At 38.1% G+C, this 25,813-nt stretch carries 19 protein-coding genes; 9 read left to right on the top strand and 10 right to left on the bottom strand.

Annotated features, from left to right (window positions below; all coding sequences use genetic code 11):
- Positions 1 to 78 precede the first annotated feature (78 nt).
- Entirely contained in the window at positions 79 to 2,157 is a 2,079-nt protein-coding gene (ppk1, locus tag ACSC97_RS04745) for a polyphosphate kinase 1 (RefSeq protein ID WP_436659537.1), read from the top strand.
- 56 nt (positions 2,158 to 2,213) lie between these two features.
- Here the strand turns inward: ppk1 and ACSC97_RS04740 are convergent, their stop codons facing one another.
- The 7 genes from ACSC97_RS04740 to ACSC97_RS04710 all read right to left on the bottom strand — a co-directional run bounded on the left by ACSC97_RS04740 (position 2,214) and on the right by ACSC97_RS04710 (position 9,956).
- Entirely contained in the window at positions 2,214 to 3,257 is a 1,044-nt protein-coding gene (locus ACSC97_RS04740; RefSeq protein WP_436659535.1) for an NAD(P)H-dependent flavin oxidoreductase, read from the bottom strand.
- A 227-nt stretch (positions 3,258 to 3,484) separates the two neighbouring features.
- On the bottom strand, positions 3,485 to 3,916 hold the full coding sequence (locus ACSC97_RS04735; protein ID WP_112986967.1) for a DUF2946 domain-containing protein: 432 nt from the start codon (positions 3,914 to 3,916) through the stop codon (positions 3,485 to 3,487).
- A gap of 203 nt (positions 3,917 to 4,119) precedes the next feature.
- Positions 4,120 to 4,821 carry a VIT1/CCC1 transporter family protein gene (locus tag ACSC97_RS04730; RefSeq protein WP_112986968.1) on the bottom strand — a complete coding sequence of 234 codons (702 nt, stop codon included), beginning with the start codon at positions 4,819 to 4,821 and terminating at the stop codon, positions 4,120 to 4,122.
- 275 nt (positions 4,822 to 5,096) lie between these two features.
- Positions 5,097 to 6,539, bottom strand: coding sequence for a cryptochrome/photolyase family protein (locus ACSC97_RS04725; RefSeq protein WP_436659532.1), 1,443 nt, complete (start codon positions 6,537 to 6,539; stop codon positions 5,097 to 5,099).
- Between the two features lie 112 nt (positions 6,540 to 6,651).
- Entirely contained in the window at positions 6,652 to 7,134 is a 483-nt protein-coding gene (locus tag ACSC97_RS04720) for an FKBP-type peptidyl-prolyl cis-trans isomerase (RefSeq protein ID WP_151738878.1), read from the bottom strand.
- Between the two features lie 122 nt (positions 7,135 to 7,256).
- Complete coding sequence (locus ACSC97_RS04715) at positions 7,257 to 8,543, bottom strand: NAD(P)/FAD-dependent oxidoreductase (RefSeq protein ID WP_075696706.1); 1,287 nt, start codon at positions 8,541 to 8,543, stop codon at positions 7,257 to 7,259.
- 93 nt (positions 8,544 to 8,636) lie between these two features.
- Positions 8,637 to 9,956, bottom strand: coding sequence for a D-alanyl-D-alanine carboxypeptidase PBP6B (locus ACSC97_RS04710; RefSeq protein WP_075696705.1), 1,320 nt, complete (start codon positions 9,954 to 9,956; stop codon positions 8,637 to 8,639).
- 170 nt (positions 9,957 to 10,126) lie between these two features.
- Between ACSC97_RS04710 and ACSC97_RS04705 the strand changes: the two genes are divergently transcribed.
- From ACSC97_RS04705 to ACSC97_RS04695, 3 genes are all read left to right on the top strand, one after another.
- Positions 10,127 to 11,830: a M61 family metallopeptidase gene (locus ACSC97_RS04705; protein ID WP_004963304.1), complete on the top strand. Its 1,704-nt coding sequence runs from the start codon at positions 10,127 to 10,129 to the stop codon at positions 11,828 to 11,830.
- A gap of 422 nt (positions 11,831 to 12,252) precedes the next feature.
- Positions 12,253 to 14,484, top strand: a complete 2,232-nt coding sequence (locus ACSC97_RS04700) for an NADP-dependent isocitrate dehydrogenase (RefSeq protein WP_042891140.1) — start codon at positions 12,253 to 12,255, stop codon at positions 14,482 to 14,484.
- A gap of 163 nt (positions 14,485 to 14,647) precedes the next feature.
- Complete coding sequence (locus ACSC97_RS04695; protein WP_004963298.1) at positions 14,648 to 15,388, top strand: hypothetical protein; 741 nt, start codon at positions 14,648 to 14,650, stop codon at positions 15,386 to 15,388.
- A 60-nt stretch (positions 15,389 to 15,448) separates the two neighbouring features.
- Here ACSC97_RS04695 and ACSC97_RS04690 read toward each other — a convergent pair whose 3' ends face one another.
- Positions 15,449 to 16,252, bottom strand: a complete 804-nt coding sequence (locus ACSC97_RS04690; RefSeq protein ID WP_004912587.1) for an rRNA large subunit pseudouridine synthase E — start codon at positions 16,250 to 16,252, stop codon at positions 15,449 to 15,451.
- 193 nt (positions 16,253 to 16,445) lie between these two features.
- Here ACSC97_RS04690 and icd point away from each other — a divergent pair, with 193 nt between their 5' ends.
- The 4 genes from icd (at position 16,446) to ACSC97_RS04670 (ending at position 22,702) form a co-directional block, all read left to right on the top strand.
- A complete protein-coding gene (icd, locus tag ACSC97_RS04685; protein WP_087540023.1) occupies positions 16,446 to 17,702 on the top strand; it encodes an NADP-dependent isocitrate dehydrogenase in 1,257 nt (418 codons plus the stop codon).
- Positions 17,703 to 17,873: 171 nt separating this feature from the next.
- Positions 17,874 to 18,695, top strand: coding sequence for a PhzF family phenazine biosynthesis protein (locus tag ACSC97_RS04680; RefSeq protein WP_112986971.1), 822 nt, complete (start codon positions 17,874 to 17,876; stop codon positions 18,693 to 18,695).
- 144 nt (positions 18,696 to 18,839) lie between these two features.
- Positions 18,840 to 21,602: a M16 family metallopeptidase gene (locus ACSC97_RS04675; protein ID WP_112986972.1), complete on the top strand. Its 2,763-nt coding sequence runs from the start codon at positions 18,840 to 18,842 to the stop codon at positions 21,600 to 21,602.
- 134 nt (positions 21,603 to 21,736) lie between these two features.
- Complete coding sequence (locus tag ACSC97_RS04670) at positions 21,737 to 22,702, top strand: calcium/sodium antiporter (RefSeq protein ID WP_112986973.1); 966 nt, start codon at positions 21,737 to 21,739, stop codon at positions 22,700 to 22,702.
- Positions 22,703 to 22,789: 87 nt separating this feature from the next.
- On the opposite strand, the gene ACSC97_RS04665 is transcribed toward ACSC97_RS04670, so the two are convergent.
- The gene (locus ACSC97_RS04665) at positions 22,790 to 23,173 is read right to left on the bottom strand and encodes a DUF3144 domain-containing protein (protein WP_004912579.1); all 384 of its coding nucleotides are present in this window, start codon (positions 23,171 to 23,173) and stop codon (positions 22,790 to 22,792) included.
- Between the two features lie 104 nt (positions 23,174 to 23,277).
- Here ACSC97_RS04665 and ACSC97_RS04660 point away from each other — a divergent pair, with 104 nt between their 5' ends.
- Positions 23,278 to 23,910, top strand: a complete 633-nt coding sequence (locus tag ACSC97_RS04660) for a hypothetical protein (RefSeq protein ID WP_112986974.1) — start codon at positions 23,278 to 23,280, stop codon at positions 23,908 to 23,910.
- A gap of 333 nt (positions 23,911 to 24,243) precedes the next feature.
- Here ACSC97_RS04660 and ACSC97_RS04655 read toward each other — a convergent pair whose 3' ends face one another.
- Positions 24,244 to 25,698, bottom strand: a complete 1,455-nt coding sequence (locus ACSC97_RS04655) for a CYTH and CHAD domain-containing protein (protein WP_112986975.1) — start codon at positions 25,696 to 25,698, stop codon at positions 24,244 to 24,246.
- Between the last annotated feature and the right edge of the window lie 115 nt (positions 25,699 to 25,813).

Genomic DNA, 25,813 nt, shown 5'->3' with positions numbered 1-25,813 from the left:
GCTTTTTTACCAAATTGACATAAATTTGCAGCATACTTAAATTATCAGTAGATGAATGCATAAATAACAAGGTTCAGTATGAATACGGCAGTGACGACAACAACGCCAATAGAATATAGTTACAACGATCGTTATATTAATCGCGAATTATCCATCCTCGATTTCCATTTACGTGTCTTGGAACAGGCTGTCGACCCACTTCATCCGTTATTGGAACGTATGAATTTCTTACTGATCTTTTCCCGCAATTTAGATGAGTTTTTTGAAATCCGTGTTGCAGGCATGATGGAGCAGTTAACTCTGGGCAATGAAAGTCGCACACCAGATGGCTTAACTCCAAAGCAAGTTTTAGATCAAATCTCTGTGACTGCTCATGCTGCAATTGAACGACAATATCGAATTCTAAACGAACAAATCTTACCTAAGTTGCGCGAAGAAGATATTTGTTTCCTGCGCCGTGGTGAGTTGACACCTGCACAGTCAGCATGGATTAAAAAGTATTTTCAAGAGCAAGTCGCTCCTGTGTTAACGCCAATTAGTCTTGATCCAGCGCATCCATTTCCTCGTTTAGTGAATAAAAGTCTAAACTTTATCGTGACCTTGGAAGGTAAAGATGCTTTTGGTCGTCAAATTGATCTAGCTGTCGTCCCTGCACCGCGCTCATTACCGCGTGTGGTTCGTTTACCTGATGAACTGACAGGTGGAAAAGAACATCATGTCATGCTATCTGCGATTATTCATGAGCATGTATCTGATTTATTCCCTGGTATGACAGCGACGGGTTGTTATCAGTTTCGTGTAACACGTAATGCCGATTTAGCTCTTAACGAAGATGTTGAAGACTTAGCGAAAGCCTTAAAAGGTGAGTTAAGTTCTCGTCGTTTTGGTCGTGCTGTACGTTTAGAAGTAACTCATAATTGTCCAAAACACATCTATGAATATTTGTTAGATGAATTTGATCTAAATGAAGAACAACTTTATCGTGTAGATGGGCCTGTAAATTTGGCGCGTTTGTTGTCTAATTTTAAACGTCCGCATTTACGATATGATTCCCACACACCAATTATTCCAAAAGCATTCAAGAAATCCGAAAGTGTGTTTTCTGCGATGCAAAAGCAAGATATTTTGCTGCATCATCCATTCGAATCTTTTGCACCTGTAATTCAATTATTACGTGAAGCAGCACGTGATCCACAAGTGCTTGCAATTAAGCAGACTTTATATCGAAGTGGTGCTGATTCTGAAATTGTTCAGGTACTTGCTGAAGCTGCACGTAATGGCAAAGAAGTCACAGCAGTAATTGAATTGCGGGCTCGTTTTGATGAAGAGTCAAACATCGAGGTTGCAAACGTTTTGCAAGAAGCAGGTGCGGTCGTTGTATACGGCATCGTAGGCTACAAAACACATGCCAAAATGATCTTAGTTGTGCGTCGTGAGAATAATAAACTAGTCCGTTATGTTCATTTGGGTACAGGTAATTATCATGCAACCAATGCCCGTATCTATACGGACTATGGTTTGATGACGACAGACAAAGATTTATGTGAAGACGTACATCGTATATTCCAAGAGTTAACTGGCATGGGCAAAATGGCGAAGCCGAAGAAGCTCTTGCATGCTCCATTTACTTTACATGCTCAATTGATTAACTATATTGATGATGAAATTACTAATGCAAAAGCAGGTAAGCCAGCTCAAATCATTGTCAAAGTAAATGCTATAACTGAAGTTCAATTGATCAATAAATTGTATGAGGCATCTCAAGCAGGTGTTCAGATTGATTTAATTATTCGTTCGATTTGCTGTTTACGTCCTGGTTTACCGAACTTGTCAGAAAATATTCGTGTCCGTTCGATCGTTGGGCGTTTCTTAGAACATACCCGTGTTTATTACTTTAGCAATAATGGAAATCCACGTATTTATTGTTCGAGTGCAGACTGGATGGATCGTAATTTATTCAACCGTGTTGAAGCTTGTTTCCCAATTGAAGACCCTGCATTGAAAAAACGTATTTATCAACAAGGTCTGCTTAACTATCTGAAAGATAATCAGCAAGCATGGTTATTGCAAGGTGATGGTGTTTGGGAGCGCGCTAAACCTGCGGAAGGTGAGGAGCTACATAATGCTCAGCACACCTTGTTAGACTTGATTAAATAAGCACTAAAAAACCGATCTTCAATAGATCGGTTTTTTAATTCTGCCTTGATCAGTGCTTAATATGATTTTATTTCTAAAACCAATTGGTTAATGAGATCAGCTGCTTCAAGTTCACGAATTTGTGCAACATTACTACCTGCCCAAAATGCATTGTAGCCAAATTCTTGTTGTTTGTTGGCAATAGCCATCAGTTGTTTGGTTAGATCATAAGTGTATGGGTAAGCTGGAACTTTTGGTCGCTGTGGTGAGTCAATTTCTGTATGCCATGTGCCCAATAAGCCACGTGCAGGGCGACCAGATAAACTCGCACTGATCTGGGTGATTTTTTGACTAAACAATGCTTTTCGATAAGCCGCATTTGCACTTGAACTTTTACATTGAACAAATGCGGTTCCAAGTTGAACAGCTACAGCTCCCGCTTTCATCATCTGTTTAGCTTGATCGCCATTCATAATACCACCTGCAGCAATCACAGGTATTTTGCAATGTTTTGAAATTAAGCTCACCAAATCAAAAGTTTTAATAGCTGCATCAAATTCTTGATTAAAAATACCGCGATGTCCTCCAGCTTCTATACCTTGAGCGATGATCAAATCTATACCAGCAGCTTCAATGGCTTGGGCTTCAATTAAATTTGTTGCAGAAACCATGGTGATAATTCCTGCTTGTTTTAGTGCAGAAATTTGATGAGCTTTGGGAATGCCGAAATGGAAACTGACAGCTTTGGGTTGGGTTTGTAAAACAATATCCAAATAATCATCGCTGTCTAAAAAGCTAGGATATATACAATTCAGTTGTCGGGGTGGTTGTGCATCAAATTTCTCAAAATGAGGGCGTAGGTAGTTGATCCATTGTTGTGCTACATCTTGATCAAGCTGTTCAGATTGATGACAAAAGAAGTTCACCTGAAAAGGTTTATCAGTTAATGATTGAGTTTTAATAATCTGTTCTTTAGCTGCTTCAGGTGTGTTTGCACCCAACCCAAGAGCACCAAGAGCGCCTTGGTTAGATACCTCCGCTGCAAGTTCAGGTGTGGAAACACCAGCCATCGGTGAAATAAAAATGGGATGTTTAATTTCTAATAATTCTAAAATAGTCATATTCTATACCTACATCATTTTTATTCAACATAGCTTAAATGCTTAAAAAATGGCAAATAATACTGTTAAGCCTAAATCCATGATGAATCCTCCATTTCTCTGATCAAAATATTTTGATTAACAGAGTGAAAGAGTGCTTTTTTAAGGGTGTGTGTAACACGCTCTTGCTGAAAATCAGCAAAAGAAAAATGATTAAGCATAGATAAACTCACATTCTCAATAATTGATTAAATAAATGAATACATTGAGAACTTAGAGGGCGGGGCTCGACCTTGAGGGATGAGAAATAGACGTTGTAGTGAAAAGAAGAAACCAATAAATACTTGATACAAATGCAAGTATCGGACTTGTACACGCACGAATACTTCTTTAATCCCAAGTGTGGGTGGTGCAACTAAGTGTCCATAAAAGAAACAAAAAGGACATTGGTGATTAAGATCGTGATGGTGCTGCTCAGAATGAGAATCTGCTTGAGGCTGATCTAGATGCAAACTGTGGTGATCAGTATGTAAAACTTGTTCCGAATGTAGATGTAATTTTTGTTTTATTTGGGTAGACAGAAGCAAAACAGTCTCGCATGCAGGGGAAATTTGATATTCCTCTGGCAATAAAGGCTGTAAAAAAACAGCGATCTGTAATGCAATTGTTGCAAAAGCCAACAATATCCCAAGTCGATGTATCAAGACACTTCTCTACATTGGACATTTCAAACCAGAAAGTTAGTCTTTGGTTAATTCAGACCATCAAACTAGGCTTTGTGTTATATGTCATCATACACCTAATTTTGAAAAAAATCTTAATGATGCTTGGGATATATTATTAATTTGTAGTTTGATTGATTGGTCAAAATAAAATGGTTATCTTACAAGGGTTGCAGATTAAATAATGAGCCTACCCAACTTGAAAATGCCATTGCGATCACGCCCCAAATCACTATTCTTAGGCTTCCTTTAAGCATCGATGTGCGTGCAAAATAACTAGATAAAGCACCTAGAACTGCCAAAGACAGAACACCCGTAATTAAAACAGTTTTTGATACCCATTCATTTGAACTTAATAAAATAGCGAGCATGGGGAGTGCTGCACCACATGAAAATGATGCGGCGGAAGATAATGCTGCTTGAATGGGATTTGCTGCTGTATTTTCGTGAATTCCAATTTCATCGCGAGCATGTGCGCCAAGTGCATCATGTGCAGTTAATTGAGTTGCAACCTCATGTGCAAGTTCAGGATTTAAACCCCGTGAGATATAGATTTCAGTCAGTTCTTTTAATTCAGCATGAGGGTTTTTCTCAAGTTCTTTAGCTTCTCTTCGAAGATCAGATGTTTCTATATCTTCTTGTGACTTAACCGAAATATATTCTCCTGCAGCCATAGATGTAGCACCTGAGATTAATCCTGCGATACAGGTAATCAATAAAGTATGAGAACTAACACCGCTTGCAGCCACCCCCATAACTAAACTCGTGACGGAGATGATTCCATCATTCGCCCCAAGAACTGCGGCACGGAGCCACCCTGAACGTTGCATAACATGAAGTTCTGAATGATGTGAATGTGACATAGGCTTACTCTTAATTAATCAATATTGTTCAAAATATTAAAGTCATTTATCTGTGATTATTGCTAAATTTTTCAATGATTCATCAACTTATCATACTTATAAAATAACTTATTTTAACGATACCGTGATGATCTCTTGGTTATAATATGTGAATAATTTGACATTTTAATGCTTTGATTCTTCTTCGAAGTTTTCGTTGTGAACCATAATTATTTGAAAATAAACCTTCATACACACATTATTTAACTTTAGTGTAAGAAGGCTATTGTGCTGGTTTATGATAATGCTTGGAAAGCTTGAATTGCACGTTCTCTACTGGTTTTTAAGTCAACAATTGGATGGGGATAATCTAATTTCAATGCGGTATTTTGGGCATAAGGCTCATGAATCCGTTTAGCATCTAGTTGAGTCAGTTCTGGGACCCAACGTCGAATATACACGCCATTTTCATCAAACTTTTGGGATTGGCTAATTGGATTAAAAATTCTGAAATAGGGAGCAGCATCAGTTCCTGTCGATGCACACCATTGCCAACCGCCATTATTTGCAGCTAGATCGCCATCAATCAGGTTTTGCATGAACCATTGTTCACCTTTACGCCAATCAATTAATAGATTTTTAGTTAGGAACATGGCACAAATCATGCGAACTCGGTTGTGCATCCAACCTGTAGAAAGAAGTTGACGCATACCCGCATCAACAATTGGAATACCTGTTTGTCCTCGTTTCCATTTTTCAAAACCTTCGCTATCATCACGCCATTGAACATTCTGTGTTGCAGCTTTAAAAGGCAAGTGCTTAGAAACTTGTGGAAAATCGAATAATATATGTTGATAAAATTCACGCCATAATAATTCATTTAACCACGTTTGTTGTCCTTCGGACTGGATAACAAAATCACCTTGTTGATGTCTAAATGCTGCTTGAATGCACTGACGAATTGAAATAATTCCAATATTTAAATAAGCAGAAAGTTGACTAGTTCCTTTAACCGAAGGGTAGTCCCGTAAAGCGTTATATTGAATAATTCGTTTTTCAACAAACTGATTCAGTAGGTTTCTCGCATGTTTTTCACCCACTCGCCATTCACTCGCATTTTTGTCTTTAATTTTGTCAGCATAGTGATTTTTGATGTGCTGTAAATCTGTTTGGTGTAGCTGACAAAAATCAAACTCTATGGGTGCTTGGGTTTCTGGGATTGGATAACACTGAGGTAAACCGAGTTCTAAGCGTTGATAGCAACTTTTTTTGAAAGCACCAAAAACTTGATAGGGTAGATTCGATTGAGTTCGAATACTTGCAACTGGAAACAGCGTTCGATCTTGAAACAGTATCAGTTCTTTTTTTTGACGATTTAAACTTTGTTGTACTTCATTATCGCGTTTGAGTTCATTGAAGCCAAATTCAATATTGGTATACACATTTTCAAATGGTAATTTTTCTGCGAGATCAACAAAAAACTCCGCAATGTCATCCCAAAGAGGCACAGTAAATATGAGTAAAGGGATCTGTAGTTTGGAAAGTTCTGTTTTTAGCTCTAAAAGTTGGCGCAAATAAAAATCAATTTTAATATCCGCATCGTCATGACGTTGCCATTGTTCAGGTGACAGAATACAAATCGCTATACATGGACCATTCTGACGGGCATGCCATAAAGCTGCCTGATCACGGACGCGGAGGTCTTGGCGGAACCAGATTAATTGATAAGTATTTGACATAGCAATTCTATAAAGTTCTTTAAAAATTATTATTTATATTTTATAGGTGCTTATGTGAAGAAAAAGCAAAGCCGAGGCTTTGCTTTTTGAGATGTTCTAATTCACAGAGGAATTAGTGGTGGTGACCACCTACACCGTGTACGTGACCGTGATCTAACTCTTCTTGAGTCGCATCACGAATTTCAACGATTTCAACTTCGAAAGTAAGATCTTGACCAGCTAATGGGAAGTTTGCATCAACGATAACGTTGTCACCTTCAACAGCTTTAACAGTTACGATTTGAACGCCATCATCAGTTTGAGCTTGGAACTGCATGCCCGCTTGGATGTTATCCACGCCTTGGAACATTTGAGCTGGAACTTCTTGAACTAGATCAGGGTTATATTCACCGTAGCCTTCAGCAGCAGGTACGTTTACAGTGAATTTTTCACCAACAGTTTTACCTGTAAGAGCATTTTCTAGACCAGGGATGATGTTGCCTGCGCCGTGCAAATATGCAAGTGGTTCACCTTGAGATTGATCAAGTGTTTCACCCTCAGTGTTTGTTAAAGTGTAGTGGAATGAAACCACGTGGTTATTTGCAATAGCAGTCATGTTGTTTGATCCATTCAATCAATTTAGATGTATATCATAAAGTGAAAAATAGATTTTGTTGACTATTTTCCACTTTTTGAAACTATTTCGTTATAAATGGGAACGAAATTTAAGATTTCAACTCAATAAAGCTTAATTTTTGGACGTACACGACGAGTTAGAAAATCTTTCATCGTCAGCATGCCTGCTTGTGTGTAGCCGTGAATGTTGGCTTGATGTAGTCGATAAAGGGAAACGTACATGGTTTTTGCAATAAACCCTTGTACGCTAACATCGCCGAGTAGTTCACCCACAGCCTGATTACGACTTAACGAAACCAATGAACCTTTGTCATTAAAGCTGAACATCGGTTGTGGTGTGCTTGCAATACGCGCTGCCATAGCGTCAACTAAAAAAGTTGCTTGTTGACTAGCGACTTGAGCACGAGGTCCGAGTGGTGGTTGACGAGCATCTAGCTGACAGTTTGCACAATCACCAAAAGCGAATACATTTGGATCAGTCTGCGTTTGTAGTGTTGCATAAACCATCAAACGATTAATCTTGTCACGCTTAAAGTCATGAAGTGTTTCTAAGATTTTAGGTGCTTTAACCCCAGCAGCCCAAACGGTAATGTCTGAATGTAAAACTTCACCATTACTAAAATAAACGTTTGACTCATCTACTTTTTGAACTTTATGTTCAGTCAAAACATCAATACCCATTTTCTTGAGTTGCTTGGCGCTGTGTGCAGCCGTCTTCTCATTCAATGCGGGTAAGATGCGATCTGAGGCTTCGATTAAAGTGATCTTGACTTGTTTAGGGTCGATTTTTTTCAAGCCGTAACGATAAAAGTTTTTCGTTGTTTCAATCAATTCGGCAGCAAGTTCAACACCTGTAGCGCCAGCACCAACAATACCGATATTTAAAGCACGTTCAGTTGACTGATTTTGAGCTCCGATATAAAGGTGGAATAAATCTTGTTGGAATACATCTGCTTGTTGTCGGCTATCCAAGAAGTGACAATATTCACGTACACCTTCAGTTCCAAAGTCATTCGACACAGATCCCACGGCGAGAACTAAGGTGTCATAATTGAGATCTTGAATGACAGGGGTGTGTTCTTTAGAAAGCTGAGGAGGGGAAAGCGTGATTTGTTTTTGATCTTTATCAACTGCGACGAGGCTACCGAGTACAAACTCAAAGTGATGTTTTTCTGCATGTGCAAAATAATTGGTTTGTTCTTCGTGGGGGTTAAGCGAGCCAGCGGCAATTTCGTGTAGTAGAGGTTTCCAAATATGAGTGAGGTTTTGGTCGACTAGGGTAATTTTAGCTTTCTTTCGTCTGCCAAAACGTTCACCTAACTGTGTTGCAAGCTCTAAACCACCTGCGCCACCACCCACAATCACGATATGATGTAAGGTTTTGCTCATGATCAACCTAATTATTTTTGTGAAAGGATGGTCCGATTATGCCATCCTTTTCACTGGATTCTATGGTTAATCTTGAGAAAAATAGTCGAGTTTCTACCCTTGATTTAATGGGTAGAGTTTGGCACTCTGACTGTCATTTGTTGAAAAAAATGAAAATAAATTAGAAAACCAGATCATAATTTTTTGAAAAATATTAGCTTCTTCAATTTGTACATCATTTTCAATCTGGAGACTTCGGATCAATTGATTATTCTGATAAACCGAAACTGTCGCTAAGTTCATGACTTGCATCAGCGGCGCTGTCAGGTGCTGTTCATTCAATTCAATATTGATATGTGTATTGGTGCTTTGGAGCGGTTCAACTGTAGTGACCAATTGATTTGCGTCAACTAGGTGGATGCGCTGAGTCAAAAGATTAAATGTATTCAAATCAATAGGCATCGGTCGGTCATAAAGAGAAGTTGTCACAATAGTAGGTTGTTGTGTTTCTACTCTGAACATTTTTAGCGTTGAACGAATTACAGGAAGTTCTGCAATTAATCGGTGCTTAGGGATTACAACTTCATCCCGTGTATAAGTAAATGCAAGATTCATTAACTTGTGTGCGACTTCAGCACGTTTTACCGCGCTAGGTGTTCCCAAAACCACAACGATCAAACGGCGTTTCTCGACATCAGGATTGAATGTTGGACGCTCTGCTGTTAGTGCCAAATTATAACCAGCAGCTTTGGTATAACCTGTTTTGAGACCATCTGCGGTCGGATCCATTTTGAGTGCGAGGTTAGTTGCATGATGGAATCTTTGGTTATAACTGAAGCTAGGCATTTTTGAATAATATAAATATTCAGGCGTATCTTGAACGATGGCTTTGGCTAATAAACCTAAATCTGCTGCTGTCGAATAGTGATCAGGCATTGTAATTCCAGCAGGATTACTAAAATGTGTATCTTTCATCCCAAGAGCTTGTGCTTCTTGATTCATACGAGCAACAAATTGAGGGACGCTACCTGAGATTTTCTCGGCTAGTGTAACAGCTGCATCATTTGCAGACATGACAATGAGTCCTGCCAGTAGTTGGTCAACTGAAATTTTTTCGCCCGTTTTTAAATACATTTGGGACTCATCCCACATGATCGTATTTACAATAGGTGTAGCCGTTAGGATATCTTCTTTACGTAATTTTCCTGCCTCAATTTCTTTTAATGCGATATAAGCAACCATCATCTTAGTGAGTGAAGCAGGGGCACGTTGAACGTGGCTATTGTGCTCGGCAATAATTTGTCCAGACTGCGCATCGACAATAGACCATGCTTGTGCTTCGACCGTTTCAGGCGCTATTTTGAGTAAGCTTGCATGTGCAAGATTTACACACAATAGGCTAAAGAACGTAAAGAGGGAGAGGATGAATTTCACGAGTACACCTTGAGCAGCCGATCCATGGGCATGGAATGCGAAAAAAGCATCCTATGACTTTTTTAGTGGAGAATCCAGCCACTTTTGCTGACAATTACGACATCTACGCATGACTTTGTAAAAAAATGCTAAGCTGTGTGAAACCGTTCTTATTTTTATGATCTTAAATTATGTTGCACTATCAAATTGAGTTCGACGATTATCGCCAACATCTGATTCACGTCACCCTTCGTTTTCTGGCTAACCCTAATCAAGAATTATGGTTACCGACTTGGATTCCTGGTAGTTATTTAATTCGTGAGTTTTCTAAGCATATCGAATCGGTAAAAGCTTCTGACGAAGCTGGGCGCTTATTAAAAATTAAAAAAACAGAGAAAAATCGCTGGCGTTTGTTTAATACCGATCATGAGCTTATTACTGTTGAATATGATGTCTACGCATATGATTTATCCGTACGTGGTGCTTATGTTGATCAAACACGACTATACGTAAACCCAGCGTGTGTTTGTCTAGGTCTCCAAGATCAGGAACATGCGCCATGTGAAGTAGAACTATTTCTACCAAGCGAATTAAAGCATTTCCAACTGGCAACAGGACTAGTTTCAAAGAGTCTTGTTAAGGGGCGTTTTACTTTAAAAGCAGAGAGTTACGATCAGCTAATCGATAGTCCATTTGAGTTAGCCGAGCAAAGCCGTTTTAGCTTTGATGCAAATGGTATCCCACATGAGTTTGTGATTTCAGGCAAACACGCGACTAATTTAAATCGTCTTCAGGCAGATATTGAAAAAATATGCCGTACTGAAATAGATATGTTTGGTTCAGCACCTTTTAAAAACTATACCTTTATGACGATGGCAACAGGCAATAGTTATGGTGGTTTAGAGCACTGTAATAGCACAAGCTTAATTACACCTCGTGATGATTTGCCTAAAGCAAATGAACCAGAAGAACCATCAAAAGACTATCAGCGCTTTTTGGGTTTGTGTAGCCATGAGTATTTCCATTCATGGTTAGTTAAATTTATTCGTCCAGAGAATTTCGCAAATTACGATCTACACAAAGAGTCATACACCAGTTTGTTGTGGATCTTTGAAGGATTTACTTCGTATTACGATGATTTAATTTTGTTGCGTAGTGGCGTCATTTCACAAAAGTCTTATCTTGATTTATTAAAAGCTCAAATTGACCGTTATCTACAGAATCCTGGACGTTTTATTCAATCTGTTTCTGAGTCAAGTTTTGATGCATGGATTAAATTCTATCGTCAGGATGAAAACTCAAATAATGCAGGAACGAGTTACTACAACAAAGGTAGTCTAGTCGCATTGTGTTTAGATTTGGGTTTACGTTTACGTGGTTCAAATCTTGATGCACTTATGCGTCGTTTGTATGAAAACACTCAAAATGGCATACAAGTTAATGATCGCACGATTTTTGAGTTATGTAATGAATTGACTGGCGATAATTGGATTGAACAGATTAATCATTTGATCAATACCACTGATGAATTACCACTAGATCAACTTTTACCTGAGTTTGGTTTGAGCTATACGCTTAAAAATGACAAAGCATTACCATTCGGCTTAAAAGTTACTGACAAAGCTGAAGGTGTTGTTATTCAAAATGTTCGTCGAGAAAGTTCTGCAGCAAAAGCAGGCTTATCTGCAAATGATGTGATCATTGCAATCGATGGCTTAAAAGCTTCCGAAAAACTACTATCTAAGTATGCTAAACAGCCAGGGACATATAATGCATACGCATTTCGTAGAGATGAGTTATTGCAATTTGAACTCATAGCAGGGGAAAACACCTTAGCGACTGTTGAACTCAATATTGAAGATCAAAACAAACTGGATGCATGGCTAAAACTTTAGTCTTATCCAAGCTTTCAAAGAAACACCGCTCAAGATGACAGTCTTGAGCGGTGTTTGTTTTTGTTTCTATTAAATTATTGAAATAAATAATAATTTGTAAATTCATTTCAAATTCTAAAATAACGAAGAGTATATGTTTTGTAGTATTTCTTAAAGAAATGTCGTTATCACAGGATATGACATTGACTGGCTTAGTGTGAATCCTGATAATCTCATGTTTTATTTAAGCTAACCGGTTCGCAGGGCTAAATGCCTAAGCTCACAACTACTATTTCGTAGCGAAATGTCGTTATCACAGGATATTGCGTTGACTGAGATGCGATCAAGACTGATACTCTCAGGCCTAAATCAAGCAAACCGGTTCGCAGAGGCTGGGCCAAAAGCTCGCTTCTAAAAACTCAATTTAACACAAGGGGCTATATATGGCTGGTGGAAAGTCAAAAATCATTTATACACTGACTGATGAGGCGCCGTTATTGGCGACCTACTCGCTACTGCCGATCATTGAGACCTTTACTAAGCCAGCTGGCATAGAAATTGTCAAGAGTGACATTTCTGTTGCAGCGCGTGTGCTTGCAGAATTTTCGGACTACTTAAGTGATGAGCAGAAGGTGGCTAACAACCTTGCAGAGCTTGGTCGCCTTACTCAAGATCCAGATACGAATATCATCAAACTGCCGAATATCAGTGCGTCTGTTGCTCAATTGACAGCATGTATCAAAGAGTTACAGTCCAAAGGATATGCAATTCCTGATTATCCAGAAAACCCTACTACGGATGAAGAGAAAGAAATCAAGACTCGTTACGGTAAATGTCTTGGTTCTGCTGTAAACCCTGTATTGCGTGAAGGTAACTCAGATCGTCGTGCGCCTGCTGCTGTTAAAAACTATGCGAAGAAGCATCCACATTCGATGACTGAATGGAAACAGTGGTCTCAAACCCACGTATCACACATGGAAGAAGGTGACTTCTATCATGGTGAAAAATCAATGACGCTTGATCGTGCACGTAACGTGAAGATGGAATTGATTACTAAGCGTGGTGAAACGATTGTTCTGAAACCGAAAGTAGCACTTCAAGATGGCGAAGTAATTGATTCAATGTTCATGAGCAAAAAAGCATTGTGTGACTTCTATGAGAAGCAACTCGATGATTGCCGTGAAGCAGGTATTTTATTCTCGTTACACGTAAAAGCCACAATGATGAAAGTTTCACACCCGATCGTTTTTGGTCACTGTGTGAAAATTTACTACAAAGAAGCATTTGAGAAACACGGTAAGTTATTTGATCAGTTAGGTATTAACGTCAATAACGGTATGGCTGGTCTTTATGAAAAGATCGCTACTTTACCAACCTCACTTCGTGAAGAAATCATTGAAGATTTACATGCTTGCCAAGAACATCGCCCTGCATTAGCAATGGTTGACTCAGCAAAAGGCATCGACAACTTCCATTCACCAAACGATGTAATTGTAGATGCTTCAATGCCTGCAATGATTCGTGGTGGCGGTAAAATGTGGGGTGCAGATGGTAAACCTTACGATTGTAAAGCGGTAATGCCAGAATCGACCTTCGCACGTATCTACCAAGAAATGATCAATTTCTGTAAGTGGAATGGTAATTTTGATCCGAAAACGATGGGTACTGTACCTAACGTTGGTTTGATGGCTCAAAAAGCAGAAGAATACGGTTCACACGATAAAACATTTGAAATTCCTGAAGCTGGTATTGCGAACATTACAGATTTAGACACGGGTGAAGTACTGATGTCTCAAAATGTAGAAGAAGGCGATATCTGGCGTATGTGTCAGGTGAAAGATGCACCGATTCGCGATTGGGTAAAACTTGCAGTAAGTCGTGCGCGTAACTCTGGTATGCCTGCAATTTTCTGGCTTGACCCATATCGTCCACACGAAAATGAGTTGATCAAGAAAGTTGAGAAGTACTTAAAAGAGCATGACACTGAAGGTTTAGACATTCAGATCATGTCACAAGTACGTGCAATGCGTTATACGCTTGAACGTGTAGCTCGTGGTTTAGATACTATTTCTGTAACTGGTAACATTTTACGTGACTATTTAACTGACTTGTTCCCAATCATGGAGTTGGGTACTTCAGCGAAAATGTTATCTATCGTTCCGTTAATGGCGGGCGGTGGCATGTATGAAACAGGTGCAGGTGGTTCAGCGCCGAAGCATGTTCAACAGTTAGTTGAAGAAAACCACTTACGTTGGGATTCGCTAGGTGAATTCCTTGCGCTTGCAGTATCTTTAGAAGAGCTAGGTCTTAAAGAAGATAATCCACGTGCTAAATTACTAGCGAAAACACTTGATCAAGCTACGGGTAAACTGCTCGATAACGATAAGTCTCCATCACGTCGTACTGGTGAGCTAGATAACCGTGGTAGTCATTTCTATTTAGCAATGTATTGGGCTGAAGCACTTGCTGCTCAAGACGAAGATGCTGAGTTAAAAGCGAAGTTTGCTCCTCTTGCAAAAGCTTTAGTTGAAAATGAGCAAAAAATTCTTGCTGAATTGAGTGAAGTACAGGGTAAAGCAGCTGATATTGGTGGTTACTACGCTGTGGATCCAGTAAAAGTAAATGCAGTAATGCGTCCAAGTTCAACTTTTAATGCTACGCTTGAAACGATTTAAGTTTTAATGCAGAACTAACAAACCTGTTGGTAATGTAAAAATACCGATGCGAAAGCATCGGTTTTTTATTTGATAAATAAGATATTTTTAAATTTGACTGTTTATTAATAATCTATTTAAATTTAAATAAAACATAAATTTATAATTCATTTCTTTAAAATCTATGAATAAGAGAAGTTTAACTATTGGAATTCTTGTTACAGTAATTTGGATTGCAATTATTGTATTTATTTATCTTTTTACAGGCTTAGAACATCCGAAGTCTTTGAATGAGTTTGGAGATTTCTTAGCTGGTGTTTTTGCACCCGTTGCTTTCTTTTGGTTGATTTTAGGGTATATGCAGCAGGGCAAACAATTAGAACAAAATACCAAAGCTTTAGAGCAACAAGAAAGAGCGCTTCAACTTCAGATTGATGAGATGAGAGAAGGGATAAAACAGCAAGTTGAATTAGTGCAACTTCAAAGACAACAACTCGATGAACAGCATAAGATGCTCGAACCAAGATTTATTATTTCTCAATCTAAAGTAAATTCTCCCGTTTATGGCAGTAGCACAGATCCTAAGATAGATATTAACCATAATATAGTATTTCTTGTGATCAATTACACTCTAGAAAATTTGGGAGGAGATGCTTTTAATTTGAGAATAACACACCCGAAGAGTAAGGAGATTTTAAAAAAACTTAGTACCGTAAAAGCATCTACATCAGAGGAAATTAGATTTGAATTGGCACAATTTCAAATAGATCAATTAAATCAAAAAAAAGAATTGGAAGATTCATTAGATTTTTTTTATGAAAGTATAAATGGGCGTTCAGTAAAATATGAATTACTTATTCATGTATATCAAACCAACCATCCATTTTATGGTGTAAATCTCTTTTTGAAGAAAGCTGATTTATAGAAAATACAAACTATACAAATTTAAAAAGCCCACTTCCGTGGGCTTTAAAACATCTAAATTCTAACGACTATTTCGGCTACGTCCGCGTGGAGCTTTGGTATTTGGTCGTGTTGTGCCATTAGTCTTGCGACGTGGTTTCTCACTTTCATCCATTTGCCAAATACGCTTAGTACCAGACTTCTTCTTATTTGGGTCTTTTTTATCGCCTTCTTTCTTTTTCTGATGCATTGGTTTACCACCAGTGCCGCCTGGTTTTTTCACGTATGAGCGAGAACGATAAGGCTTATCTTCAGGAAGATCTTTAAAATCAGGATAAAGTAAAGGTTCGATCTCTTTTTGTTCACCAGGTTGTAAACCTAAACGTACAAGGTCGATGGCACCAATCTTAGTACGAATTAAACGTAATGTCGGAAAACCAACAGCAGCTGTCATACGACGAACTTGACGGTTACGACCTTCACAAATCTGAAGTTCAATCCAACTCGTTGGGATGTTGGCACGGAAGCGAACAGGTGGATCACGATCCCACAACCACTCAGGTTGATCAACCTTAATTGCTTTTGCAGGGAGTGTCATACCATCAGCAAGCTCAACACCTTTACGTAGCTGTTCTAGCGCTTCTTCTGTGACATCACCATCAACTTGTGCGAGATAAGTTTTAAATTTTTTATTGGTTGGATTGGTGATGTACTGGTTTAAACCGCCGTGATCAGTCAGGAACATGAGGCCTTCAGAATCGAGGTCAAGGCGACCCGCAAGACGTAAATCAGGATCGTGGATAAAATGTGACAGCGTTAAATGCGCCTCATCCTCACGAAACTGTGACAACACGTCAAAAGGTTTATTAAATACAACTATTTTCATATGAATATACTACTTTGGCTTTAAGTGGCACCATGACATAAAGCTTTTTATTTAAGAGAGAAATGTTTGTATTTCTCCTATAAATCTCAAAAACCTTGCTTATGGATTAAACTGTTTCATGTAATAACAACGAAAGTATGCCATAGAAGGCATACATTTACTCGCAAGATACACATGAGGGAGAACCTGTAAAATGGGTTATCAGAAGATCGTGGTTCCTGCTGACGGTGACAAAATCACAGTAAACGCAGACCTGTCACTGAATGTTCCAAATCATCCAATCATTCCTTTTATAGAAGGTGATGGTATTGGTGTGGATATTACACCAGCTATGAAGGCAGTAGTAGATGCTGCTGTTCTAAAAGCGTATGGTGGTAAACGTTCAATTGAGTGGATGGAAGTATATTGCGGCGAAAAAGCAGATAAAATATATGGCACTTATATGCCAGAAGAGACTTTCGAAGCATTACGTGAATTTATTGTTTCAATCAAAGGTCCTTTAACCACTCCTGTTGGTGGTGGTATCCGTTCATTAAATGTTGCGCTCAGACAAGAACTTGATTTGTATGTCTGTGTTAGACCAGTGCGTTGGTTTGAAGGTGTACCATCACCTGTGCAACATCCTGAGTTAACAGACATGGTTATTTTTCGTGAGAACTCTGAAGATATTTATGCAGGGATTGAATGGAAAGCAGATTCGGATGAAGCTAAAAAAGTTATCAAATTTCTAAAAGAAGAAATGGGCGTAACAAAAATCCGTTTTGATGAAGGTTGTGGTATTGGGATTAAACCTGTTTCAAAAGAGGGTACTCAACGTCTTGTCCGTAAAGCCATTCAGTTTGCAATTGATAATGATAAACCTTCAGTGACGCTTGTCCATAAAGGCAATATCATGAAGTACACCGAAGGTGCCTTCAAAGAGTGGGGCTATGAGCTAGCGATGGAGCGTTTTGGCGGAGAACTATTAGATGGTGGTCCTTGGGTTAAAATTAAAAATCCAAAAACAGGCAAAGACATCATTATTAAAGATGTGATTGCAGATGCATTTTTACAGCAAATTCTTATGCGTCCAGCGGATTATTCAGTTATTGCCACGCTTAATTTAAATGGTGACTATATTTCTGATGCGCTTGCAGCAGAAGTTGGTGGTATTGGTATTGCGCCAGGTGCAAATATTGGTGGTGCGATTGCGGTGTATGAAGCGACACATGGTACAGCACCAAAATATGCGGGACAAGATAAGGTAAATCCAGGTTCGATTATCCTTTCTGCTGAGATGATGCTGCGTGATATGGGATGGATTGAAGCTGCTGATCTGATTATTAAAGGTGTATCAGGTGCGATTGAAGCAAAAACAGTGACCTATGATTTCGAGCGTTTAATGCCTGGTGCAACCTTGGTACGTTGCTCTGAATTTGGTCAAGCAATTATTGAACATATGGGTGATTAATCTATTCATGATTTTAAAAGAGCGGTTAAACCGCTCTTTTTTTGTTCTATATATTTCATATTAATTCTGTGTTGACCTTTTTAGTTGTATCGTAAATTTTAAAAAAACTGTATCTAGTATTTTTAGATCATTTGTTCAAAATATGCTGAAAATTATGAAGAGTTTGCTGTTATGAAAATGTATCAAGTTGATGCTTTCACCAAAGAATTATTCAAGGGCAATCCTGCAGCGGTTATAGTTTTGGATAATTGGTTAGATGAGCATTTAATGCAAAATATCGCATTAGAAAATAATCTATCAGAAACAGCTTTTGTCCGAAAAATAGATGATGCTAATTACGAAATACGCTGGTTTTCACCGACAGATGAGGTTGCCTTTTGTGGACATGCAACTTTAGCTAGTGCTTATGTTTTATTTAAAGATTTTACAGAAGCGAAGACCATACAGTTTCATGTCCGTCAACTTGGAATTTTTGTAGTTACTCAAGATGCTGATGGGAAAATCAAAATGAATTTTCCGATTCGTAAAGCTGAACAGGTTTCTGATTATCCACAAGCTTTACGTGATGGCTTAACCAAGCCATTTAAGGCAGTTTATTTAAATGCTCAAGCCTATATTGTTGAATATGAGTCTGTCCAAGATGTATTGGATGAGCAACCGAACCTAGAGAAATTAAAACAATTAGGACAGGTACGTACAGCAATTACTGCATCTCAACCTGATATTGCAATAACTGCAAAGGGTGAGGATGGAAAGTTCGATTGCGTGTCACGTTATTTTGCTCCTGCGATTGGGATAGATGAAGATCCTGTAACAGGTTCGATTCATACGGCAATTGTTCCACTTTGGGCAGAAAAACTGAACAAACAACGATTAGTTGCATATCAAGCATCAGCACGTGGTGGCATTTTGGAATGCTTCATTGAGTCAGCAGAGCGTATTGAAATTTCGGGATATGCAAAGTTATATATGCAGGCTGAACTATCTATTTAGCTTGTAACAAAAAACGAATAAAAACAATGAAAAAAGCTGTTTAAGTGAACAGCTTTTTTCAAAATATAACTATTAAAAAACTATGCTGTTTACTAGTATGGACACTTGTATTTATTTAAATCATCAAAAATATTCGGATAATCTATGTTAATGCGGTTTAAGCAACTTACACTCTCTCTTTGTTTACTTGGGGTGAGCGCAGCTTCATGGTCTCAGGCTGTACTCGTAAAAACTGAAAAAAATATCGAAGAATATAAATTAGACAACGGCTTTAGAGTTATTCTCGCCCCAAATGAAAAAGAAAATAAAGTCTTTGTAAATACAGTTTATATGACAGGTTCTTTGAATGATCCAAAGGGCAAAGGTGGTTTGGCTCACCTGCTTGAACATTTGGCTTTTAAAGGAACACAAAATGTAAAAGGTGAGGAATTTCAACGTCGCCTTGATCAATATACCTTAATGACAAATGCAAGCACGGATTATTATTCAACTAAGTATTTGAATATTGTTCGTCCAGAGAAAAATGCGCTCAATGAGATTCTGTATTTAGAATCTGAACGCATGGATAAATTGGTGCTTCAGGAGAAATTTGTTCCATCAGAAATTGAAATTGTGAAACGTGAACGTGAAATCCGTATGGATCAGCCATTTGCGGTATTGATGGATCAAATGTGGAAAGCTGCCTACGGAAATCAATATTTAGGGCGTTTGCCGATTGGTGATCTACCTGAATTGAAATCGATCAAAATGAATGAGCTGAACCAGTTTTATAAAACTTGGTATGCACCTAATAATGCGGTCATGGTGATCTCTGGTAAATTCGATAAAACAGAAGTTTTACAGAAAATTGATCAGTATTTTAGCCCTATTCCAGCACGTAAAATTCCAAACCCAGTACAAGTCCCTGTTTTAGATTCAAGTAAAATTGAACAACGCCAGTTTACGGTACAAAAGGGAAGTGATCTTGCCAAGTTTAATATTTATATGAATGGCAAGAATGAAAAATTACAGCCAGCTTTAGCGCTCGCTCCAGCATTATTTACGATGCAACCGAGTGGAACTTTATATAAAAGTATGGTTGAAACAGGAATTAGTACAGCAGTCCAATCAACCACTTGGTTAGATCAAGACTTTAATGTCGTATTTATGGGGGCGATTTACGCACCTAATCATGATGCGAAAAAAGTGGGTGATGCTCTAGTTGATGGGGTTGAAAATAGTAAAACTTTTACTGATGCAGAATTACAACGTATAAAAAATATTACTCAAAATACAGCCGATACGATTGCAAATGATGCAGTCGCTTTAGGCTCACGTTTGAGTGATTATGCTGTGTCTTCACACGGTCAGTGGGATGAATACTTTAGAGACTTAGAGGCGATTCAGAACCTAAAACTTGAAGATGCTAATCAAACTTTAAAACAATTTTTAGTCGCTTCACATCGAATTTCTGGGGACATTTTGCCTACTCCAGAAGATCAGAAAAAAGCGATGACTTTAAAAGCTGAAGATAAACCAAAAACCTTAGATCAAAATACTGAGCAAGCTGAACCGCTGAAAGATCCAAGTGTTTATCAGCAAGAGGTCAAACAGTTCATCGAACAATCTGCCCAGCAGTTACAAAAGAATGAAAAGAAGATTCAACGAGGCGAATTAAAGAATGGCATTCGTTATGCTTTATTCCCAACCCCAACTCGTGATGATAAAACCTATGCCACGATTAGTTTAGATTTTGGTAATGAGAAATCTTTATTCGGTAAAGGTGTTATTTTAGATTTAACCAGTTATTTGATGCTACGTGGTTCAGAAAAACATACTTTACAAGAAATTACCGATAAGGCGATTGCTGCAAGTGGGGGAGCATCGGTGAGTTCGAATGGTAATGGAATGACCATTGTGGTTCAGGCTAAAAAAGACAAATTTGAAGACTTTTTAAGTTTTATCATTGATGTCATTAAACAACCTAAGTTTTCTCAGTCTGAATTCGATTTGGCTAAAAATCAGAGTTTATCTGCTTTAGATCGTCCTTATACAGAACCAGCGATCGTATCATCAATGACTTTAGCAAGGCTACTTGAAACCTATCAACCAGGTGACTTGCGTTATCATTTTGAACCTGAGTTGACTAAACAACAGCTTAAAGATGCCACTCAGTCACAGGTTAAGCAATTTTATGATCAATTCTTCATGACCAATCATGCGCAAATTGCAGTGACTGGTGATTTTGATGCTATAAAAATACAGAAAACTCTAGAAAATGCATTTGGAAAATGGAAGACGAAACAGCCATATCAAAAGATAGTCACTCCATTTGTAGCATTTAAAGCTCAAAAAGTTCATGCCTTATCTGAGCAACGTGAGTTTGGAAGTTATCAAAGTGTGCTCACAATTCCAGTAGGTGCTTATCATCCAGATGCTGCTGCATTGATGATTTTAAGTCACATTATGGGGAACTCTCAGCTTTCGTCTCGTTTAGCACAAGAGCTAAGAGAGAAAAATGCATTGGTTTATGGATTTGGTAGTAGTGTAGATTTAGATTCAGATACAGAAAGTGGTTCACTGAGTATTTCAGCAAATTATACAGCTGGCCGCTCAGATCAAGTCTCACAGTCTGTGCATAAAGTATTGAATGACTTACTTGATAAAGGTGTAACTCAGCAAGAAGTTGAAGCTGCAAAAGCTGACATTATGAAGAAACGTGTGACTTCATTAGAAGATGAACGTTCGATTCATGGCATGTTGACGGGTCAACTTGAGCGCAATAAAACACTGCTGGATCGAGCAAAACGTGATCAGGAAATTGCTAAACTAACGAAATCTGACATTGATACTGTGATTAAGAAATATATTAAGCTTGATCAGTTTGTTGAGGTTATGGCAGATCAGTATGGAAAAGCGCAACAATAATTGGCATCAATAGTTTCGGACTAAGCTAATTTTTAGTCATCAATAAAATAATACTTAAGTGCTTTATTTTTTTTGCATGAAATGAGATTTTATGATTCATAAACCTCATTTCAAACTAAAGTGCGGGGAATAATATGCTTTTAGCTTTAATCGCTGTTCTTGCTGGAATTGTTTTATTAGTGTGGAGTGCTGACAAGTTTATTGATGGTGCTTCTGCAACTGCTCATCATCTAGGAATGCCTTCATTATTGGTTGGCATGATCGTTGTCGGATTTGGTACGTCTGCTCCTGAACTTGTTGTCTCGGTCATGGCTGCACTAGATGGTAATCCTGGTATTGCGTTAGGTAATGCTTATGGTTCAAACATTGTTAATATTGCATTAATACTAGGGCTGACGGCTATCATTCACCCCATCGTGGTGCATTCAACAATAGTTCGTAAGGAGCTACCTCTTTTATTAGCCGTGACAGTGGTAGCGATTATGCAAATCATGGATGGCGAACTGAGTCGGAATGATGCATTGTTACTGTTCTTGCTTTTATTTGTTTATATGGGATGGACAATTTGGCAAGGTATGCGCAGTAAAAGTGATGTTTTAAGCCATGAATTTGATTTTGAATTACAAACACATCAAATGCCTCTTAAAAAGGCTATTCCACTACTAATATTTGGGTTAATTGTATTAGTTATAAGCTCACGTCTATTGGTGTGGGGAGCTGTTGAGATTGCTCAATCCTTTGGTGTAAGTGAATTAATTATTGGTTTAACTGTTGTAGCTATTGGAACTTCATTACCAGAGTTAGCCTCATCCATCGCTGCTGCTAGAAAGGGTGAACTTGATATCGCGATAGGAAATGTAATTGGTTCAAATATGTTCAATACTTTGGCAGTGGTTGGACTTGCTGGAATGATTCATCCTACTACAGTACCCCATGAGGTTTTACAGCGTGATATGGTGGTAATGGGTATACTCACCTTGAGTCTACTTTTTTTCACTATCAGCTTGAAAGGGCATGGACGTATCGGGCGTTTAAAAGGTGGAACTTGGTTATTCAGTTTTATCGCTTATACAGCTTATCTAATTAATACAGCTTTTTAATTTATTGAATCAGAACAAGGCATTAAACTAATGAATGCCTTGTTCTGATGAAGATAAATATTTAATCTCTAAAGACTAATTTACTCGTCAATGATCATGTTTATGAGCATGAAAATCTTCATTTTTACGGAAGCGTAAATAGTTTTCAAACTGCTCGCAATATTCGTCAAAATTATCTTCGAGCATCATTTGAAATTGTTGAAGCAAATAAGTCATCACTTGCTCTTTAGCGTCGCGCATTTCATTGCCATCTTTAAAGTTATTTGCAGCAACCCATGTATTAAAACGAGCAGTCGCAAATAGCATAGCAGCGCTCACTTGTCCGCGTAATTCCTCTGGTTTTGCTGGTTGACCTTTCGGTGGGCGGCAATACTCATTGGCGAGTTTGATGAATTCATCTGCACGCTCAAAAAACACCGCATTTAACGCTTCTTCTTCCGTCACATCGGTGGCGTTGATTTTTTGAGACATGATCATTTTCCAACAAAAATAAGACGTCTTATTATAGTCAAAGCCTTGTCGAAACTAAACCTTTGCCTTAATCTAAAATAGCCTAAGCAAATCGAATTATCATCATGCAAGATGCTATCGCCATTCAAAGCTTAAAAACAGATATCGCTTTACTTCGTCAACATATTTATCCACCTCAATATTTGGAACATGTTGAAGGTTTACCGATTTATTATGGTCTAAAAGATCAGGTCGATGAGTATTATCGTCAATGGCAACCATTGATTGAAAGGGCGCAGGAACTTTGTCAGCCTTTTATGGAAGATGAGCCTGTGGATGCGATTCATTTACCCAGCCATCTGAATCTGCCATTGTTTTTCTTTCACGTCGATCGTATTCGAATCAATAAAACTCGCGCTAAAGAGTCTAAAACTTTTCGTGGTGTTGCGGCATTGATCGAAAAGTGTGGGCAATTTGACACAGATCAGATTTTTGCGATGCAAGAATGGTTAGGGAGTGATGACACTGCTGCTTTGGTGGCTCATCGTGAGTTTATAGATTTACGTACTTACGTCTTTCAGCATGGGCAAAGTGAATATACACGAACCCGTTTTTATATGAATGGTGTAATTTTAAGCGTCGAACCACATTTTAAATTGGTGGATGCACGGGATAAACTACGTAAGCAACGTAATGATAGTTATAGTGATCCGATTGCAGATAATGGAACATGGAAGATTTTTGGGAAGTATCGGTAAATGATTTAAGTGGAATAAATAGTTTAACACTCTAATTTTCATTAAAAAATAATAGCACAGCCACAAGTGCTATATAAAGTTTGGATGTTTTCGCGCAGACGATTTCCTACTTTGTTTTCGGACAAAGTAGGCAAAGCCATTGTCATCAGCAAAACCTGTTTATTTCTTGGATTTATTAAAATGCATCGCAGAAACATTACTTTGCTTATATCACGCAGGTTGCTGATGACGTTTCAGAGTATCCGCTTTTTTTGTTAAGATTTAGATTATTTGTGGCGGCATCCATGCCACCAGCACGATAACAGAGTGAGGTGATTTTCCCTTGCAGAGCAATCACTCCTCATCCCAAAAAATGTCTTTGATCGATAAATCCTCTAGTTTCTTTGCAGCCTTCTTAGCAACATGTGGTTGTTGTGCTTTTACCCAACCTAAAGCAAATAAAAATTGTGGGTGCTCTGTAGCTTGTTCCTCGAAAATATGTTCAGCGACAAACAAATCATTATAAAAACCTAAATATTCCTGAATTGGCTGTAATTTATCTAGGAATTGTTGAACATCTTTCTCAGGATAAAGATCAGAAATAAAGTCGATGCAATAACGCAATTGTTTTACTCGTTTGCGGGTTCGATGCTGTTCTTCTACAGCAAGTGATGAAAAATGTTCTGCATCCTTGAGGATTTTTTGATAGAGCTTGGTTAAACTTTTTGCAGCTTGTTTAGTGACTTTAGGCTTTGATTCAGATTCACGATAGCTAAAGTTGAGTAGTGATAAAAATAGCTCAGTAGTTTGAGTCCGACTGAAAATCTGAGCAATATTAGTTGCGTCAGAGGCTGTAAGCTTAAATTCAAAATCACACACTTTCTGAATTAAAGGAATGACCGAATCTTGGATTGCATCATTGTCACGCGATTTACCCAAAGCTCTAAAAATTTCAGCTAACTGACTTTCCCAAGACTCATCAACTTGAGTTGACCAGTTTGAAAAATGTTTTAAGGCAGAACGCAAACGTCTTATTCCCACACGTGCTTGGTGAATATGATCCGCTTCTGCAACACCATCAGCAATCGCTGCTGCATTAGGTAAAATATGATTTAACGTATTTTCGACAATTTGTTTGATTGCTTGATCAGCACTAATATCAGATTCTAATTTGAGCGTTTTTGCTTTAGTAGCAGGAGAGACACGTTTAGTTACGGCAAGCAAATTACCACGTTCAGCCTTACTGCGAACATCTAGCCATAATTGATATTTCTTCACCCATGTATGTGCGAATGTAATTAGGTCTTGGGGTGAGCCTTGTTTCAGTTCAAATTCAACTTCACATATTTGGGCTTGATCGTTAGGTGTACGAATTTCACCATCATCTAAACAAACTTCAATTAGCGAATTTTCAAATTCAAAAACATGAAATGTACGTTGCACATCTGTTTGGAACTGAAGTAGTAGTTCAGTAGGCGAGTCACCTAATACATCACGTAGTACACTTTGAACGGTTTGATTATGTTTATAAAGTGTAAGGTCCAATTCAGGTTCTTGTTCACATTTACCTAAATAGATGTCTTCTTCAATACGTTGCAAATGATTTTTAGTCGCAGCTTTAAAGGTTTGTACCCAATGATCACCCTCTTGACGCAGACGAATAGCCACATAATTTTTTGCTAATAGACGATCAGCAGTATCATAGTATTTTGCTTGCAAACGAATTTTCTGAGCCGATTGTTTATTTAAAAATTGCAGGACACTTTTTTTCTTAGATTCAGGTAGCTGAAATTTAAGCTCTATTTCCATGATGTTATAACTCCTGACCATTTTTGATAAATATTCTAAAATTTAGTATAACGTGTTGATCTCAAAAATTATTGTAAAGATCTTTTAAGTCTCGTTGAGGATGGCTCACAATGAC

The sequence above is a fragment of the Acinetobacter sp. P1(2025) genome, assembly GCF_051390655.1.
Classification (GTDB): Bacteria; Pseudomonadota; Gammaproteobacteria; order Pseudomonadales; family Moraxellaceae; genus Acinetobacter; species Acinetobacter junii.
This window is presented reverse-complemented; position numbering and strand designations above follow the sequence as displayed.